Here is a 15385-nt window from a genome sequence, read left to right as displayed (position 1 = left end):
TCATGGATATCACATGGACAGTGAAATATATCACTGAATTTCTTGCGACTGCCTTGCTCATTATCATCGGTAATGGTACAGTTGCCAACGTTGACCTTAAAGGTACTAAAGGAAACAACTCAGGTTGGATCTTGATCGCTATCGGCTACGGTTTGGCTGTAATGATGCCAGCCCTCATGTTTGGTAATGTTTCTGGTAACCATATCAACCCAGCCTTCACACTTGGTTTGGCTGTTTCAGGTCTATTCCCTTGGGCACACGTAGCTCAATACATCATCGCTCAACTCTTGGGTGCCATGTTTGGTCAGTTGGTCGTTGTCACCGTTTACAAACCATATTTCTTGAAAACAGAGAATTCAAACCATGTCTTGGGTTCTTTCTCTACTATCAATGCTTTGGACAATGGCAAAGCGGAAAGCCGTAAAGCAGCAACCATCAATGGTTTCTTGAATGAGTTTGTTGGGTCATTCGTCTTGTTCTTCGGTGCGCTTGCTTTGACAAAGAACTTCTTTGGTGCAGAGTTGGTTGGTAAGTTGATTGAGCAAGGCTATGATAAGACTGCTGCTGAAACAATGGTTGCGCCATATACTGCCGGTTCCATTGCAGTAGCCCATGTCGGTATCGGTTTCCTTGTTATGGCACTTGTTGCAGCGGTCGGTGGTCCAACTGGTCCTGGTCTCAACCCAGCGCGTGACCTTGGTCCGCGTATCGTTCACCACTTCTTGCCAAAATCAATTCTTGGTCAAGCCAAGGCTGATTCAAAATGGTGGTATGCTTGGGTCGGCGTTGTTGCTCCAATCCTTGCGTCAATCGCTGCAGTTGCCCTGTTTAAATATTTGTATTTGTAATATGAAAAAGTCTGCTCGTCAGGCTTTTCTTTTTTTCGTGTTGCGGTGAACTTGCAAGCTGTCTGCTCTGCTATTTTCCTAAAAACTATGCTAGAATATAGACAGAACAATCGGAAAAGAGGGCAGATTATGTCAGAAGTTATTGCATTTGGGTACGGGCGTGCACGGGCGGAAATCCAGCTCAAGCGCCTCAATCGGCACGGTGTGATTGCCGGGGCGACGGGGACAGGTAAGACGGTGACGCTCAAGGTTTTGGCGGAGAAACTGAGTGAGGCGGGCATTCCTGTCTTTCTATCGGACATCAAGGGTGACCTCAATAGTTTGGTCCAGGCCAATACCAAGGAAATTGACCCAAGTCGTTTGAAGCAGACTCAGTATGCAGATTATTCGCCGAGGAGTTATCCCGTTGAGCTGTGGGATGTTTTCGGTGAAAATGGGATTCCAGTACGGATGACCATTTCTGAGTTGGGGCCGGTGCTTTTGACCCGTTTGCTGGGGCTCAATGATACGCAGGAATCCATCCTCAATATAGTCTTTAGTGTGGCGGATGAACGTGGTCTGCTGTTGCTGGACCTTATGGACTTGCGGGCCATGCTCAATTTTGTGGCTGAAAATGCTCAAGAGCTTAGTCAATATTACGGCAATATTCCAGCTCGTTCGGTCGGTGCCATCTTGCGGAGTTTGGTGGTCTTGGAACAGCAGAGCGGGAAACTGTTCTTCGGTGAGCCCAGCTTGGAGATTGCGGATTTGATGCGGACAACTGCTGATGGACAAGGGGTTATCAATGTCTTGCAGGCGACAGAACTTTTCAATCAGCCGACGCTTTATTCGACCGTTCTGCTCAGTCTTTTGTCGGAACTCTACGAAATTTTACCGGAAGTAGGCGACCTAGATAAGCCCAAGATGGTCTTCTTCTTTGACGAGGCCCATGTGCTCTTCAAGGATGCACCGAAGGTCTTGCTGGAGAAGATTGAGTTGATTGTTCGCCTGATTCGTTCAAAAGGTGTTGGTGTCTTTTTCGTTACGCAAAATCCGACCGATATTCCTGATAGCATCGCTAGCCAGCTAGGCAACCGTATCCAGCATGGGCTCCGCGCTTTCACACCTAAGGAACTGAAAACGGTGGCGACAGTGGCGGATACCTTCCGTCAAGAAGGAGCTGAGGACTTAGCCAAGGTCATTCAAGAATTGCAGGTCGGAGAGGCAGTTGTCTCGACCTTGCAGGCAGATGGAACACCAAGCTTTGCAGACCGGGTGATGATTTATCCGCCGAAGAGTCAGTTGGGAACAGCTGATGCGACTCTGGTCTTGTCTGCCATCAATAATTCTTCTCTGATGGACAAATATGCGGACGCGGTTGACCGAGAATCTGCCCATGAGCAAATTCTAGCGCTGACCCAAGAAAAAGAGGCGCAGTTGATCAAGCAAGCAGAGCAGGCGGAGGCGAAAAAAGCAGCAGAAAAAGCCGCCAAAGAAACAGCAAAATTGGAAGAAAAGGCTGCCAAGGAAAGAGCAAAAGCAGAGGCCAAGGCCAGCAAATCAGCTGCCAAACGTTCCGATTCGATGATGGACCGCTTTACCAAAAATCTCATGAGCCAAGTCGGCCGGGAAGTCGGGCGCGTGGTGACCAGAGGTATTATGGGCATGCTGAAAGGGAAGTAAGTCTGCTAAAACTGAGAACACACCGTCTCAGTTTTTCTTTGCTATTTCACTTGCTATTTGGCTGGAAATAGATTAAAATGATTTTATCACTAGTTAGTAAGGAGTTAGTTCTATGCCTCGTCAGATTCAGGAAATTCTCGATAACTACAAGCCTCAGCCTCTAGGTGAGAAAAGGTCTTTTGCGGTTTTTCTGCCTCTAGTCTGGTCAGATAATCAGTGGCAGGTTTTGTATGAAGTCCGATCGGAGTCTATTTCCCAACCTGGGGAGGTCTCTTTTCCTGGAGGAGGTATCGAAGAGGGGGAATCGGCTGAGACGGCGGTGGTCCGTGAGGTAGTAGAAGAACTGAATCTTGCAGAGGAATCTATAGAAATCTTAGGGGAAATTGACTATCTGGTCTTTGGCAAATCAACTATCCGCTGTTTTGTCGGTCGCTTAAACGTAGACTGGAAAGAGATTGTACCCAATGAAGAGGTGGCCTGCTTGTTCACCGTGCCTCTGGCAACACTCCTTGAGCAGGACCCAATCTACTATCCCCTCTATCTTCGTCTGGATCCGGAGCAAGATTTTCCCTTCGAGCGAATTCGTGGTGGTCGGGACTATCCTTTCAAGCACCACAAACGGTCTATCCCCTTTTATGATGACCTGCCAGAAACAGTTTGGGGAATCACGGCTCAATTTACCCATTGCTTTACAGAAATCATCAGGACAAGCCAGATTGATTTAGAAATGGGAGAGTCAAGGTAAAGTTGACTAGAGCAGAGTGAAGTATAGCTCTGTTGCTCTGGATTCTCTAGGCTATCTGGAAAATGTTACCAAAAAATGCTAATGGAAACTGGACTTTGTGCCAGTTTCTTTTGGTTGCTGCAGCTGATTGTTCGTACTTGGTCTTAGATTGATCATTATCTTGTGAAAAATTTTTCTTTGAATGGGAAAAATGTTAAAAATATGGTACAATTGAAAGGTAAAAATTTTTTAAGGAGTCTAACAAATGGCTAAATTGACTGTTAAAGACGTTGAATTGAAGGGCAAAAAAGTCCTTGTCCGTGTGGACTTTAACGTTCCTTTGAAAGATGGCGTTATCACTAACGATAACCGTATTACAGCAGCTCTTCCAACAATCAAGTATATTCTTGAGCAAGGTGGACGTGCAATTCTTTTCTCTCACCTTGGTCGTGTGAAAGAAGAAGCTGACAAAGAAGGTAAATCATTGGCTCCTGTAGCAGCTGACTTGGCAGCTAAATTGGGTCAAGACGTTGCTTTCATCGCTGGTGCTACTCGTGGCGCTGAATTGGAAGCAGCTATCAATGCTTTGGAAGATGGACAAGTTCTCCTTGTTGAAAACACTCGTTTCGAAGATGTTGATGGTAAGAAAGAGTCTAAAAACGATCCAGAACTTGGTAAATACTGGGCTTCACTTGGTGATGGCATCTTCGTTAACGATGCATTTGGTACTGCACACCGTGCACACGCATCAAACGTTGGTATCTCAGCAAACGTAGAAAAAGCAGTAGCTGGTTTCCTTTTGGAAAACGAAATTGCTTACATCCAAGAAGCTGTTGAAACTCCAGAACGTCCATTCGTGGCAATCCTTGGTGGTTCAAAAGTATCTGATAAGATCGGTGTTATCGAAAACCTTCTTGAAAAAGCTGATAAAGTTCTTATCGGTGGTGGTATGACTTACACATTCTACAAAGCTCAAGGTATCGAAATCGGTAACTCACTTGTAGAAGAAGACAAATTGGATGTCGCAAAAGAATTGCTTGAAAAATCAAATGGTAAATTGATCTTGCCAGTTGACTCAAAAGAAGCAAACGCATTTGCAGGTTACACTGAAGTTCGCGACACTGAAGGCGAAGCTGTTTCAGAAGGTTTCCTTGGTCTTGACATCGGTCCTAAGTCAATCGCTAAGTTTGACGAAGCCTTGACAGGTGCCAAAACAGTTGTTTGGAACGGACCTATGGGTGTATTTGAAAACCCAGACTTCCAAGCTGGTACAATCGGTGTAATGGATGCTATCGTGAAACAACCAGGCGTGAAATCAATCATCGGTGGTGGTGACTCAGCAGCAGCAGCTATCAACCTTGGCCGTGCAGACAAGTTCTCATGGATCTCTACTGGTGGTGGTGCATCAATGGAATTGCTTGAAGGTAAAGTATTGCCAGGACTTGCGGCATTGACTGAGAAATAAGCTAATCAATCAAACGACGGGTGACCGTCGTTTTTTGCTAGTTTATCTAGTCTTTGAAAAGTATTTAGTTCAGCCAATATCATCCATTTGTCACAATCTTTGCAGGCATTTGATAAACATTTTTGCTAAATCATGTTAGAATAGTAGTATGTTTAAGAGATATCGATTTGACCCCAAGAAGTTTAAGTTAGGGATGCGGACCCTTAAGTCGGGACTGGCAGTTTTCTTTGTTATATTACTGTTTCACCTCTTAAAATGGGATGGGTTCCAGATAGCAGCTCTGTCTGCGGTCTTTAGTCTGCGGGAGGATTTTGGCAAGAGTGTGCATTTTGGCTCTTCTCGTGTCCTCAGCAATTCTATCGGTGGTTTTTATGCCTTGCTCTTTTTCATCCTCAGTGATTTCTTTTCACAGAGTTTTTGGGTAACCTTGATTGCCATACCGATTTTTACCATGTTGACCATTATGACCAATGTGGCTTTCAATAATACTGCCGGGGTTGTCAGTGGTGTTGCTACTCTGCTAATCATTGCTTTGTCGGTACCTGCAGGGGATTCGACTATTGTCTATGCTTTGACAAGGGTTTTTGAGACATTTGTAGGAGTTTTTGTAGCAATTCTGGTTAATTATGACCTGGAAAAGCTGAAAAAGCGCTTTTTGAGATAAAACATGTCACAAAATGTGACATCACATATTGACGCCCAGAAAAATTTCCCCTATAATAGTGTGCAGAAAGGAGTTCATTATGAGAGAAAAAGAGTTCCGTCGTTCCTTAGCCATTTTTCCGATTGGTAGTGTGATGAAGTTGACTGACCTGACGGCCCGACAGATTCGCTATTATGAGGACCAGGGCTTGATTAAGCCTGAGCGTAATGAAGGAAACCGTCGCTTGTATTCTCTAAATGATATGGACTTGCTCTTGGAAATCAAGGATTTCTTGGATGAGGGTTTGAATATTGCTGCGATTAAGAAGGAATATGCTGATCGTCAGGTAAAAGAAAAAGTCAAACAGGAAACCAAGACCTTGACGGACGAGGATGTTCGCCGTATCTTGCATGATGAATTCAGTCGACAAGGACGATTTTCAAGTCCGAGTTCCATTTTTCGGTCATCTTAAAGAGCACAAATATAGAGGAGAAAGCAATGTCAATTACAGTAGCGGATATTAAACGCGATATTAAAGAGAAAAACGTTACCTTCCTACGTCTCATGTTTACAGATATTATGGGGATCATGAAGAACGTGGAAATTCCTGCAACAGATGAGCAGGTGGATAAGGTTTTGTCAAACAAGGTTATGTTTGATGGATCTTCTATCGAAGGTTTTGTTCGTATCAATGAATCAGATATGTATCTCTACCCTGACTTGAATACCTGGACTATTTTCCCTTGGGGAGATGAAAATGGTCGTGTAGCTGGTTTGATCTGTGATATTTATACAACTGATGGCAAGCCTTTTGCGGGTGACCCACGTGGAAATTTGAAGAAATCTCTTCGCCATATGGAAGAAGCAGGTTTCTCATCATTCAACCTTGGTCCAGAACCAGAGTTCTTCCTCTTTAAGATGGATGAACACGGAAACCCAACACTTGAAGTGAATGATAAGGGTGGTTATTTTGACCTTGCTCCAACAGACCTTGCTGATAATACACGTCGTGAAATCGTAAACGTTCTGACAGAAATGGGCTTTGAAGTGGAAGCGAGTCACCACGAAGTGGCAGTAGGTCAGCACGAAATCGACTTCAAATATGAGGATGTCTTAAAAGCTTGTGACAATATCCAAATCTTTAAGTTGGTTGTTAAGACCATTGCCCGTAAGCACGGGATGTATGCGACCTTTATGGCCAAACCTAAGTTTGGTATCGCAGGCTCTGGTATGCACTGTAACATGTCCTTGTTTGATAAAGATGGAAACAATGCTTTCTATGATCCAGAAGATCCGAATGGTATGCAATTGTCTGAAACAGCCTACTATTTCCTTGGTGGTTTGATCAAGCATGCCTATAACTATACTGCTATTACCAACCCAACGGTTAACTCTTACAAGCGTTTGGTTCCAGGTTTCGAGGCGCCAGTTTACATTGCTTGGGCTGGTAAGAACCGCTCGCCATTGGTGCGCGTACCTGCATCTCGTGGAATGGGAACTCGCTTGGAATTGCGTTCTGTAGACCCAACTGCTAACCCTTACTTGGCTATGGCCGTTCTGTTGGAAGTTGGTTTAGAAGGAATCAAAAATAAGATTGAAGCCCCAGCTCCTGTAGAGTCAAATATTTATGCCATGTCTGATGAAGAGCGTCGTGAAGCAGGCATCACTGATCTTCCTTCAACTCTGCACAATGCCCTCAAGGCTCTCCGCAAGGACGAAGTGGTGCGTGCAGCCCTAGGTGAGCACATCTACACCAATTTCATTGAAGCTAAGAAAATCGAGTGGGCAAGCTACGCAACCTACGTTTCTAAGTGGGAAATTGATAACTACTTGGATTTATATTAAGAGGAAAGAAGCCTTCGGGTTTCTTTTTCTATCGATGGAGGTGGAAAATGATTGATGAGTTTGTAAATCAGGTGTTTGACCAGCAATTTGTAGAGGAATTTGGTCCGGAGTCTTTAGAGAAACTGTCGCCGACTGAGCTTGTATTGACCAAAGAACAGGACGGTCAGTTGGTCGGTGTCCTGCAGGCGGTGAAGACATTGGAAACTATTCATGTCAAAGCTTTGGTAGTGGCTAAAGAAGCGCAAGGTTTGGGGCTGGGTAGTCAATTGTTGTCAGAATTGGAGGAGCAGGCCAGAGAACTGGAAGTGACCAGTATTACCCTATCCACCAAATCCTACCAAGCTAAGGATTTCTACTTGAAAAATGGCTATGAACTATACGCGAGTTTAGAGGACGTTCCCCTCAAAGGTGTCACAAAATATCACTTCATAAGGAGAATAGGAAAAGGTTGAGGTTGGGCATAAAATCCAACCTCAACCTCATTAATTAGTAAAAACATATTGACGTAGGGGTTGATTGTTCATACGTTTCGGGGAACCTTTTGAAGTTGGAAATAAGGGTTGCGTAGAAAGCCTCATTTCCTTCGCGTTTGACGCTCCGAACCAGTCTGGGGATAGACTGGTTCAGCTCAACAACTGGAAATAAGGACTTGTTGACGAACTCTTCTATGAATGGTCGAGTTCTTTCCCGCTCCCAATTTTTTCAAATAAAAAAATCGAAGAGGAATCCTGCTTCGATTTAGTTTGTTTAGTGATCGGGGGTCAGAATCATTGGAATGATGATTGGCTCCCGTTCTGTTTTTTCATAAAGGAATGGTCGCAGGGCGTTGACAATAGCGCCGTTGACCGTTTGGATATTGGCATCCTTGTTGCGCATGGCGATACGGATGGCGTTGAAGAGAACGCGCTGGCTCTCACGAATCAGGTCGCCTGATTCACGCATGTAGATGAAACCTCGGCTGAGGACATCTGGTCCAGCCAAAATCATCTTGGTCTTGAAGTCTACGGTTGCGACTGCAAGGACCACACCGTCTTCAGATAAATCACGACGATCTTTGAGGACAGCGGCTCCGATTTCACCGATACGGTTTCCGTCAACGTAGATATCTTGGGCGTTGAATTGACCGGCCATGCGGGCTCTGTCCTTGGTCAGAGCCAGGACATCTCCGTTTTCCATGATGAAGATGTTATCCTTAGGAACTCCAGTATCAACAGCTAGACTGGCATGGATTTTTTGCATGCGGTATTCACCATGCACAGGCATGAAGAATTTTGGCTTAATCAAGCGGAGCATGAGTTTTTGTTCCTGCTGGCCACCGTGTCCGGAGGTATGGATGTTGTTAATCTTACCGTGGATGACATCGACACCAGCCTCAATCAAGATATTGATGAGCTTGTTGACACCTGTGGTATTTCCCGGAATCGGCGAAGATGAGAAGATAACCGTATCGCCTGGCTGGAGTTGGACCTGACGGTGGGTACCGTGGGCAATCCGCGAGAGGGCCGCCATTGGCTCTCCTTGACTACCTGTACAGAGAATCATTATCTCGTTGGCAGGGTATTCCTTGATTTCATTTGGCTCGATAAAGGTATCTTTCGGCACCTTGATGTAGCCCAGCTCAATACCGTTGACAATGGCTTTTTCCATGGAGCGGCCAAAGACAGCAATCTTACGACCGGTCTTGACAGCGGCATCTGCAGCCTGCTGGAGGCGGAAGATGTTGGAGGCAAAGGATGCGAAGATAATGCGCCCGTGGATACCTTCAATCAGCTTCATGATGGACTGACCGACCACTTTTTCAGAGTTGGTAAAGGTCGGAACTTCAGCGTTAGTCGAGTCAGAGAGGAGGCAGAGAACGCCTTCTTCTCCCAGGGCTGCCATACGGTGCAAATCAGCTGGCTCCCCAACTGGAGTAAAGTCAAACTTGAAGTCACCGGTACAGACGATTTTTCCTTGCGGTGTATCGACCACAACACCCAGGGGTTCTGGAATGGAGTGGGTGGTGCGGAAGAAGCTGACCTTGAGGTGTTTAAAAGTCAATTCTGTATTGTGGTTAATTTCAAACAGTTTGGCATCACGAAGGAGACCGTGCTCTTCTAATTTGCCACGAATAAGGGCTAGGGCTAGGGGACCTGCGTAGATAGGGACATTGGCTTGTTTGAGTAGGAAAGGAATCCCCCCGATGTGGTCCTCGTGCCCGTGGGTAATGACCAAGCCTTTGACGCGGTCGATATTTTCAACAATATAGGAGTAGTCTGGGATAACGTAGTCGATACCCAATAGGTCATCTTCGGGGAACTTGATACCGGCATCAACGATGAGGATGTCGTCCTGGTACTCGATACCGTAGGTGTTCTTCCCGATTTCTCCCAAACCACCGATGGCGAAGACGCCAACTTCATGAGGTTTTAGATTGACTGATGACATAGATTAGAACTCCGTAAGTTTGAAATCTGCGTGCTCTTTCTCGTATTCGAGGTGCTTGTCAGATAGGAGGTCGACAAATTCGACGTTGTAGGCTGGGAACTTGTTTTCAACCAATTCCTTGACCTTGATACGACCTTGCAATTCGTCAGCAGCATCTACTTGAACATAGAGAACTTGGGTCTGCTCACGGCGTGGGCTGACTTTGGTTTCTTGGTAAAATACTTTAAAAATCATGTGTAGTGTAGTTTCCTTTCTCCTTTTGACTGTGTCTATGAAAAAGATACAAATAGGGGTGCTATTTGTTGGGTCTATTCAATTTTTTTGAGTTATTAGGTTTCACAGCCGGTATATTACTCTTCATTATACCATAAAATAAAGCCTTGGTAAATTGAATTGACGGAGAATTGAAAATGATATGGTTTTCAATTTGTTGGGCAAATTTCAATTCCGAGTTAGCCACCTATAAGAAATTCTCTCGGTGACTTGTAGCCCAAACATTTTTTGGGATAGTTATTGATCCAATTTTCGATAAAAGCGACTTCTTTCGGGGTCGTTTTTGTGGTTCCTTTCGACAACCACCGTCGGATAAGCCTATTGTGATTCTCGTTCGTGCCTCTCTCCCAAGAGGAATAAGGGTGAGAGTAGTAGACATGTTCCTCCGGACACACTTCTGACAAGCGACTAAACTCGGTTCCATTATCTGTAGTAATGGATTTGATTTGGAACTCCTTCAAGACGATTTTCAAGGCCTGATTCACAGCCTCAGCCGATTTATTTGGAATCAATCGAATGATTTGGTGGCGACTTCGCCTGTCCGTCAAGACCAAAAGGCATTGTTTATGACCAGGTCATTGACCTGACAGAGCTGAAGGAGGTTGGGTGAGACAACCTAGCCCTAGCCTTTTCAATTTGAATTTCTCTCTCAAATAGCTTACAATAGAGGGATAGTAGTTCAAAGGAAGAAAATCATGAAAATTTTAGCATTAGATAGTTCCAATCAGGCTCTTTCGGTGGCGCTGGTGGAAGATGGCCGCCTGCTGGCGGAGACGCTCTTGGCCATCAAGAAAAATCACAGTATCAGCCTCATGCCGACAGTGGATTTTTTAGTGGCTCAGGTCGGTTGGACACCCAAGGATTTGGAGCGAATTGTCGTGGCTCAGGGGCCTGGTTCTTACACGGGCTTGCGGGTAGCGGTGGCGACAGCCAAGACTCTGGCTTACACTCTGCAGATTGATTTGGTCGGGGTTTCTAGCCTGCAGTCGCTGGTGCCAGCTGGCCTCTCTGGTCGGGTGGTTCCAATCATTGATGCGCGCCGCAATTCGGTCTATGCTGGGGTTTATGAAAATGGCAGAGCTACTCAAGCTGACCAATACTGGGTATTTGAGGAATTATTGGTTAGCCTGTCTGGTCAGGAAAACCTGACTTTTGTCGGGGAAGTAACAAACTTTGTCGAGCAGATAAATCAAGCTTTTCCAGAGGCGGCTATTCAAACCAGCCTGCCGTCCGCCTATCAGCTGGCGGTGATTGGTCAGGACTTGCCTGCGGTGGAAGTGACCAGTTTTGAGCCAGCCTACCTCAAACGTGTCGAGGCTGAGGAAAATTGGCTCAAGGACCATGCTGCTGGTAATGAAAACTATATCAAACGTGTATGATTGAAATCAGGAAATACGAGGGGCAGGCGGACTTAGTTCCGGCTGTATATGCCGTTTTGACGGATGTGTATGAGCTGTCGCCTTGGACGGAAAGTCAAGTGGCTTCGGATATGGCTGGGGCGGATACGACCTATTATCTGGCCTATGATGGGCAGGATGTGGTCGGATTTTTAGCGGTGCAGACGGTTCTGGATGAGATGGAAATTTTGCAGATTGCTGTTAAGACTCATTCTCAGGGACGGGGGATTGCAAGCCAGCTAATGGCTGCTGTGAAGGACTGGGAAGGGGACATTTTTCTCGAAGTGAGGGAATCCAATGCCCCAGCCCAAGCTCTTTATAGACGCCAGCATTTTACTAAAATAGGAAAACGAAAGAACTATTACCACAATCCGATTGAGGACGCGGTGCTAATGAAGAGAGAACGTGATGAAAGATAGATTGATTTTGGCGATTGAGACGTCCTGTGATGAGACGTCAGTGGCGGTTTTACGAGGCGAAGCTGAGCTGTTGTCCAATGTGATTGCCAGTCAGGTTGCCAGCCACCAGCGTTTTGGGGGTGTGGTGCCCGAGGTGGCTAGCCGCCACCATGTGGAAGTGATTACGGCCTGTATCGAGGAGGCTTTGCTTGCGGCTCAGGTAATGGCTGAGGACTTGTCAGCGGTGGCGGTAACCTACGGTCCAGGCTTGGTCGGGGCACTCTTGGTCGGGATTTCGGCGGCCAAGGCTTTTGCCTGGGCACATGGTTTGCCTTTAATTCCTGTTAATCATATGGCGGGGCATTTGATGGCGGCGCGTGCGGTTAAGGAATTGGAATTTCCCTTGCTGGCGCTCTTGGTCAGCGGCGGGCACACGGAGTTGGTCTATGTGTCTGAGGCGGGCGATTACAAAATTGTCGGTGAGACGCGCGATGATGCGGTCGGTGAGGCTTATGACAAGGTCGGTCGCGTTATGGGCTTGCCTTATCCGGCTGGTCGGGTCATTGATGAATTGGCTCATCAAGGTGAGGACATTTACAATTTCCCGCGGGCTATGATCAAGGAAGATAATCTGGAGTTTTCATTTTCAGGTCTCAAGTCGGCCTTTATCAACCTCTACCATAATGCCCAGCAAAAAGGGGAGACCTTGTCCAATGCGGACCTGTCAGCCTCTTTCCAAGCTTGTGTTATGGACATTCTCATGGCTAAAACCAAGAAGGCCTTGGAGCAATACCCTGTCAAGACCTTGGTTGTGGCGGGCGGTGTAGCAGCCAATCAAGGCTTGCGTGAGCGTCTGGCGGCTGAAATCACCGATGTGGATGTGATTATCCCACCTCTTCGTCTTTGTGGTGACAATGCCGGGATGATTGCTCTTGCGGCTGTGTCCGAGTACAACAAGGGTAACTTTGCGGGTTGGGAGCTCAATGCCAAGCCGAGTTTGGCGTTTGATAATTTGTAAGAGTTTTGTGAGAGGTTGGACGTTTGCCCAGCCTCTCGTTATCAATAGGAGAAGATATGAAGGATATGAATTTTCGGTCGGGCATGGAAGCAGCTCTGCCGACGGTTTTGGGTTATGCTAGCATCGGTTTTGCTTGCGGGGTGGTCTCGGTCAATTCAGGGATTACGGCCGTTGAGATGGGGCTGATGAGTCTCTTGGTTTACGCGGGGAGTGCCCAGTTTGTCATGTGTGCTATGATTTTAGCTGGGGCACCGCTTTTGTCCATTGCGGTGACGGTATTTTTTGTTAATATCCGCCTTTTTTTGATGAGTTTGCACACGACAACGATTTTTCAAGGCAATAGCCTGGGTTCTAATGTTTTGATAGGTTCCCTCTTGACGGATGAATCTTATGCGGTGCTTTTGCGAAAGCATGTTGAGGAAAAGCAGATTGCGCCCAGCTGGATGTATGGCAATAATCTAGCCAGCTATGCCTCTTGGTTTGTCTTTACAGTTTTGGGAAATGTGCTGGGTGGTTTGATTGCTAATCCTGAGGCTTTGGGCTTGGATTTTGCTTTGATTGCCATGTTTGTTGGGATTTTTTCTGGCCAATTGGAGGCTATGGCTCGGCAACTTCCTATGAAGAAGATTGGTTTGATTTTGCTTTCGGTTTTGTTGGTTTATGTTGGCTTGGCAAGCCTAGTCTCGTCTTATTTGGCGGTCTTGTTGGCGACGCTTGTTGGATGTACAGTGGGGGTGATGGTTGATGGTCAATAAAACTATATTTTTGATTATTCTAGTTGCGGCTGCGGTGACTTGGTTTCCGCGGGTTCTCCCGTTTGTCTTGACTCAAAAAAAAGGTTTGCCTGATAGACTGGTCAAGTTTCTCAGCTTTTTGCCACTGACCATTATCTTTGCCTTGACCTTATCTAGTATCATGGACGAGGAGGTTGGACGGTTGCCGAGCTTCTTGCCGGTAGAAAGCCTAGCTTTACTTCCAACTTTTTGGGTGGTTCTCAAGACGAAAAACATCTTGCTTGCGGTCCTGGTTGGTGTTCTGACGACAGCGCTGCTAAGATTGGTATCTATATAGAAAAAAGGAAGGGCTGGGTCTCTTCCTTTGCTTAGCGATTTTCTTGCCTCCACTTAGACGGCGATTGGTGATAGTGACGTTTGAAAGCAGTGGAATAATTGGTTTGAAGATAGGTCTGTTGGTTTAATTTCTTAATGCTCATGAATCTCTTGCATTTTTATAAAATAAGTTATATAATAAGGACGTTGAAAACTAACTTGCAAATCTACAAGTTATATTTTTCACAAAAAGGATTAAAAGGCTTGCCTTTTAAAAATACAACTCGATTTTCATAAGGAGGAAATCATAAATGGTAGTTAAAGTTGGTATTAACGGTTTCGGTCGTATCGGTCGTCTTGCATTCCGTCGTATCCAAAATGTTGAAGGTGTTGAAGTTACTCGTATCAACGACCTTACAGATCCAGCAATGCTTGCACACTTGTTGAAATACGACACAACTCAAGGTCGTTTCGACGGTACTGTTGAAGTTAAAGATGGTGGTTTCGAAGTTAACGGTAAATTCGTTAAAGTTTCTGCAGAACGCGAACCAGCTAACATTGACTGGGCTACTGACGGTGTAGAAATCGTTCTTGAAGCAACTGGTTTCTTTGCATCTAAGTCTGCTGCTGAGCAACACATCCATGAAAATGGTGCTAAGAAAGTTGTTATCACTGCACCTGGCGGTAACGACGTTAAAACAATCGTTTTCAACACTAACCACGATATCCTTGATGGTACTGAAACAGTTATCTCTGGTGCTTCATGTACTACAAACTGTTTGGCTCCAATGGCTAAAGCTCTTCAAGACAACTTCGGTGTTGTTGAAGGTTTGATGACAACTATCCACGCTTACACTGGTGACCAAATGATCCTTGACGGTCCACACCGTGGTGGTGACCTTCGTCGTGCGCGCGCTGGTGCTGCAAACATCGTTCCTAACTCAACTGGTGCTGCTAAAGCTATCGGCTTGGTAATCCCAGAATTGAACGGTAAATTGGACGGTGCTGCACAACGCGTACCTACTCCAACAGGTTCTGTAACTGAATTGGTTGCTGTTCTTGAGAAAAACGTAACTGTTGACGAAATCAACGCTGCAATGAAAGCTGCTGCTAACGAGTCTTACGGTTACACTGAAGACCAAATCGTATCTTCAGATATCGTAGGTATCTCATACGGTTCATTGTTCGACGCAACTCAAACTAAAGTTCTTGACGTTGACGGCAAACAATTGGTGAAAGTTGTTTCATGGTACGACAACGAAATGTCTTACACTTCACAACTTGTTCGTACTCTTGAGTACTTCGCAAAAATCGCTAAATAATCCTTAGTGAAAATGAAAAGAGGCTTCGGCCTCTTCAGATTACAGACAAACATCGTTTTGGTGTTTGTCTTTTTTACTGTTTTTAGAGAAAAATGGCTGTTTTGGTGCTTAAACCACCTCATCTGGACAAAATAAAAAGGCTCTCCCGCCATCCTTTTGACAAGTTTTTTGAGATTTAAGCACGCCAAAGAGTTCTATCTAAAACAAGAAGACTTGACTAGGATTAAGTTCAACGTATCTTCTCAAGGGTTATGTCAACACCGTCTTTTGAAATACAGTTAAAGGTCTAATAAATAGGCCTTTTTATAATTAAA

The 15385-nt window shown here is 45.5% G+C and carries 16 protein-coding genes and 2 pseudogenes; 14 read left to right on the top strand and 4 right to left on the bottom strand.

What is annotated here, in order from left to right; genetic code table 11:
- Positions 1 to 2: 2 nt before the first annotated feature.
- The 8 genes from NQZ91_06800 to NQZ91_06765 all read left to right on the top strand — a co-directional run bounded on the left by NQZ91_06800 (position 3) and on the right by NQZ91_06765 (position 7639).
- On the top strand, positions 3 to 848 hold the full coding sequence (locus tag NQZ91_06800) for an aquaporin family protein (protein UUM57111.1): 846 nt from the start codon (positions 3 to 5) through the stop codon (positions 846 to 848).
- Positions 849 to 977: 129 nt separating this feature from the next.
- A complete protein-coding gene (locus NQZ91_06795) occupies positions 978 to 2510 on the top strand; it encodes a DUF853 domain-containing protein (protein ID UUM57110.1) in 1533 nt (510 codons plus the stop codon).
- A gap of 112 nt (positions 2511 to 2622) precedes the next feature.
- Complete coding sequence (locus NQZ91_06790) at positions 2623 to 3255, top strand: CoA pyrophosphatase (protein UUM57109.1); 633 nt, start codon at positions 2623 to 2625, stop codon at positions 3253 to 3255.
- A gap of 244 nt (positions 3256 to 3499) precedes the next feature.
- On the top strand, positions 3500 to 4699 hold the full coding sequence (locus NQZ91_06785; protein UUM57108.1) for a phosphoglycerate kinase: 1200 nt from the start codon (positions 3500 to 3502) through the stop codon (positions 4697 to 4699).
- Between the two features lie 148 nt (positions 4700 to 4847).
- Positions 4848 to 5363: an aromatic acid exporter family protein gene (locus NQZ91_06780; protein UUM57107.1), complete on the top strand. Its 516-nt coding sequence runs from the start codon at positions 4848 to 4850 to the stop codon at positions 5361 to 5363.
- Positions 5364 to 5442: 79 nt separating this feature from the next.
- The gene (locus tag NQZ91_06775; protein UUM57106.1) at positions 5443 to 5814 is read left to right on the top strand and encodes a MerR family transcriptional regulator; all 372 of its coding nucleotides are present in this window, start codon (positions 5443 to 5445) and stop codon (positions 5812 to 5814) included.
- A gap of 26 nt (positions 5815 to 5840) precedes the next feature.
- Entirely contained in the window at positions 5841 to 7187 is a 1347-nt protein-coding gene (gene glnA, locus NQZ91_06770) for a type I glutamate--ammonia ligase (GenBank protein UUM57105.1), read from the top strand.
- 47 nt (positions 7188 to 7234) lie between these two features.
- A complete protein-coding gene (locus NQZ91_06765) occupies positions 7235 to 7639 on the top strand; it encodes a GNAT family N-acetyltransferase (GenBank protein UUM57104.1) in 405 nt (134 codons plus the stop codon).
- Positions 7640 to 7934: 295 nt separating this feature from the next.
- Here NQZ91_06765 and NQZ91_06760 read toward each other — a convergent pair whose 3' ends face one another.
- From NQZ91_06760 to NQZ91_06750, 3 genes and pseudogenes are all read right to left on the bottom strand, one after another.
- On the bottom strand, positions 7935 to 9614 hold the full coding sequence (locus tag NQZ91_06760; GenBank protein ID UUM57103.1) for a ribonuclease J: 1680 nt from the start codon (positions 9612 to 9614) through the stop codon (positions 7935 to 7937).
- 3 nt (positions 9615 to 9617) lie between these two features.
- The gene (locus tag NQZ91_06755; GenBank protein ID UUM57102.1) at positions 9618 to 9848 is read right to left on the bottom strand and encodes a DNA-dependent RNA polymerase subunit epsilon; all 231 of its coding nucleotides are present in this window, start codon (positions 9846 to 9848) and stop codon (positions 9618 to 9620) included.
- Positions 9849 to 10066: 218 nt separating this feature from the next.
- Positions 10067 to 10447 (bottom strand): annotated as a pseudogene (locus NQZ91_06750) (IS30 family transposase).
- A 135-nt stretch (positions 10448 to 10582) separates the two neighbouring features.
- Here NQZ91_06750 and tsaB point away from each other — a divergent pair.
- The 6 genes from tsaB (at position 10583) to gap (ending at position 15071) form a co-directional block, all read left to right on the top strand.
- Positions 10583 to 11266: a tRNA (adenosine(37)-N6)-threonylcarbamoyltransferase complex dimerization subunit type 1 TsaB gene (gene tsaB / locus NQZ91_06745; protein ID UUM57101.1), complete on the top strand. Its 684-nt coding sequence runs from the start codon at positions 10583 to 10585 to the stop codon at positions 11264 to 11266.
- Positions 11263 to 11703 carry a ribosomal protein S18-alanine N-acetyltransferase gene (gene rimI / locus NQZ91_06740; protein ID UUM57100.1) on the top strand — a complete coding sequence of 147 codons (441 nt, stop codon included), beginning with the start codon at positions 11263 to 11265 and terminating at the stop codon, positions 11701 to 11703. The genes tsaB and rimI overlap by 4 nt, the downstream gene beginning before the upstream one ends.
- Positions 11693 to 12700 carry a tRNA (adenosine(37)-N6)-threonylcarbamoyltransferase complex transferase subunit TsaD gene (gene tsaD, locus NQZ91_06735; GenBank protein ID UUM57099.1) on the top strand — a complete coding sequence of 336 codons (1008 nt, stop codon included), beginning with the start codon at positions 11693 to 11695 and terminating at the stop codon, positions 12698 to 12700. Before rimI ends, tsaD begins: the two co-directional genes overlap by 11 nt.
- Positions 12701 to 12756: 56 nt before the next feature.
- Complete coding sequence (locus NQZ91_06730) at positions 12757 to 13455, top strand: AzlC family ABC transporter permease (GenBank protein ID UUM57098.1); 699 nt, start codon at positions 12757 to 12759, stop codon at positions 13453 to 13455.
- Entirely contained in the window at positions 13445 to 13771 is a 327-nt protein-coding gene (locus NQZ91_06725) for an AzlD domain-containing protein (GenBank protein ID UUM57097.1), read from the top strand. The genes NQZ91_06730 and NQZ91_06725 overlap by 11 nt, the downstream gene beginning before the upstream one ends.
- Positions 13772 to 14060: 289 nt before the next feature.
- Entirely contained in the window at positions 14061 to 15071 is a 1011-nt protein-coding gene (gap, locus tag NQZ91_06720) for a type I glyceraldehyde-3-phosphate dehydrogenase (GenBank protein ID UUM57096.1), read from the top strand.
- Here gap and NQZ91_06715 read toward each other — a convergent pair.
- A pseudogene (locus tag NQZ91_06715) lies at positions 15017 to 15262 on the bottom strand (hypothetical protein). The gene gap and the pseudogene NQZ91_06715 overlap by 55 nt on opposite strands.
- Positions 15263 to 15385 lie beyond the last annotated feature (123 nt).

This window comes from Streptococcus suis, assembly GCA_024583055.1.
Taxonomy (GTDB): Bacteria; Bacillota; Bacilli; order Lactobacillales; family Streptococcaceae; genus Streptococcus; species Streptococcus suis_V.
Note: the sequence above shows the minus strand (reverse complement) of the source record. Positions and strands in the feature narration are given on the sequence as shown.

What these genes read in the sequence shown, in the direction of transcription:
- NQZ91_06765 (UUM57104.1), top strand. Translation starts at nt 7,235, where the DNA reads ATGATTGATGAGTTTGTAAATCAGGTGTTTGACCAGCAATTTGTAGAG.
- tsaB (UUM57101.1), top strand. Translation starts at nt 10,583, where the DNA reads ATGAAAATTTTAGCATTAGATAGTTCCAATCAGGCTCTTTCGGTGGCG.
- NQZ91_06760 (UUM57103.1), bottom strand. Translation starts at nt 9,614, where the DNA reads ATGTCATCAGTCAATCTAAAACCTCATGAAGTTGGCGTCTTCGCCATC.
- glnA (UUM57105.1), top strand. Translation starts at nt 5,841, where the DNA reads ATGTCAATTACAGTAGCGGATATTAAACGCGATATTAAAGAGAAAAAC.
- NQZ91_06800 (UUM57111.1), top strand. Translation starts at nt 3, where the DNA reads ATGGATATCACATGGACAGTGAAATATATCACTGAATTTCTTGCGACT.
- rimI (UUM57100.1), top strand. Translation starts at nt 11,263, where the DNA reads ATGATTGAAATCAGGAAATACGAGGGGCAGGCGGACTTAGTTCCGGCT.
- tsaD (UUM57099.1), top strand. Translation starts at nt 11,693, where the DNA reads ATGAAAGATAGATTGATTTTGGCGATTGAGACGTCCTGTGATGAGACG.
- NQZ91_06790 (UUM57109.1), top strand. Translation starts at nt 2,623, where the DNA reads ATGCCTCGTCAGATTCAGGAAATTCTCGATAACTACAAGCCTCAGCCT.
- NQZ91_06780 (UUM57107.1), top strand. Translation starts at nt 4,848, where the DNA reads ATGTTTAAGAGATATCGATTTGACCCCAAGAAGTTTAAGTTAGGGATG.
- NQZ91_06785 (UUM57108.1), top strand. Translation starts at nt 3,500, where the DNA reads ATGGCTAAATTGACTGTTAAAGACGTTGAATTGAAGGGCAAAAAAGTC.
- NQZ91_06795 (UUM57110.1), top strand. Translation starts at nt 978, where the DNA reads ATGTCAGAAGTTATTGCATTTGGGTACGGGCGTGCACGGGCGGAAATC.
- NQZ91_06775 (UUM57106.1), top strand. Translation starts at nt 5,443, where the DNA reads ATGAGAGAAAAAGAGTTCCGTCGTTCCTTAGCCATTTTTCCGATTGGT.
- NQZ91_06755 (UUM57102.1), bottom strand. Translation starts at nt 9,848, where the DNA reads ATGATTTTTAAAGTATTTTACCAAGAAACCAAAGTCAGCCCACGCCGT.
- NQZ91_06730 (UUM57098.1), top strand. Translation starts at nt 12,757, where the DNA reads ATGAAGGATATGAATTTTCGGTCGGGCATGGAAGCAGCTCTGCCGACG.
- gap (UUM57096.1), top strand. Translation starts at nt 14,061, where the DNA reads ATGGTAGTTAAAGTTGGTATTAACGGTTTCGGTCGTATCGGTCGTCTT.
- NQZ91_06725 (UUM57097.1), top strand. Translation starts at nt 13,445, where the DNA reads ATGGTCAATAAAACTATATTTTTGATTATTCTAGTTGCGGCTGCGGTG.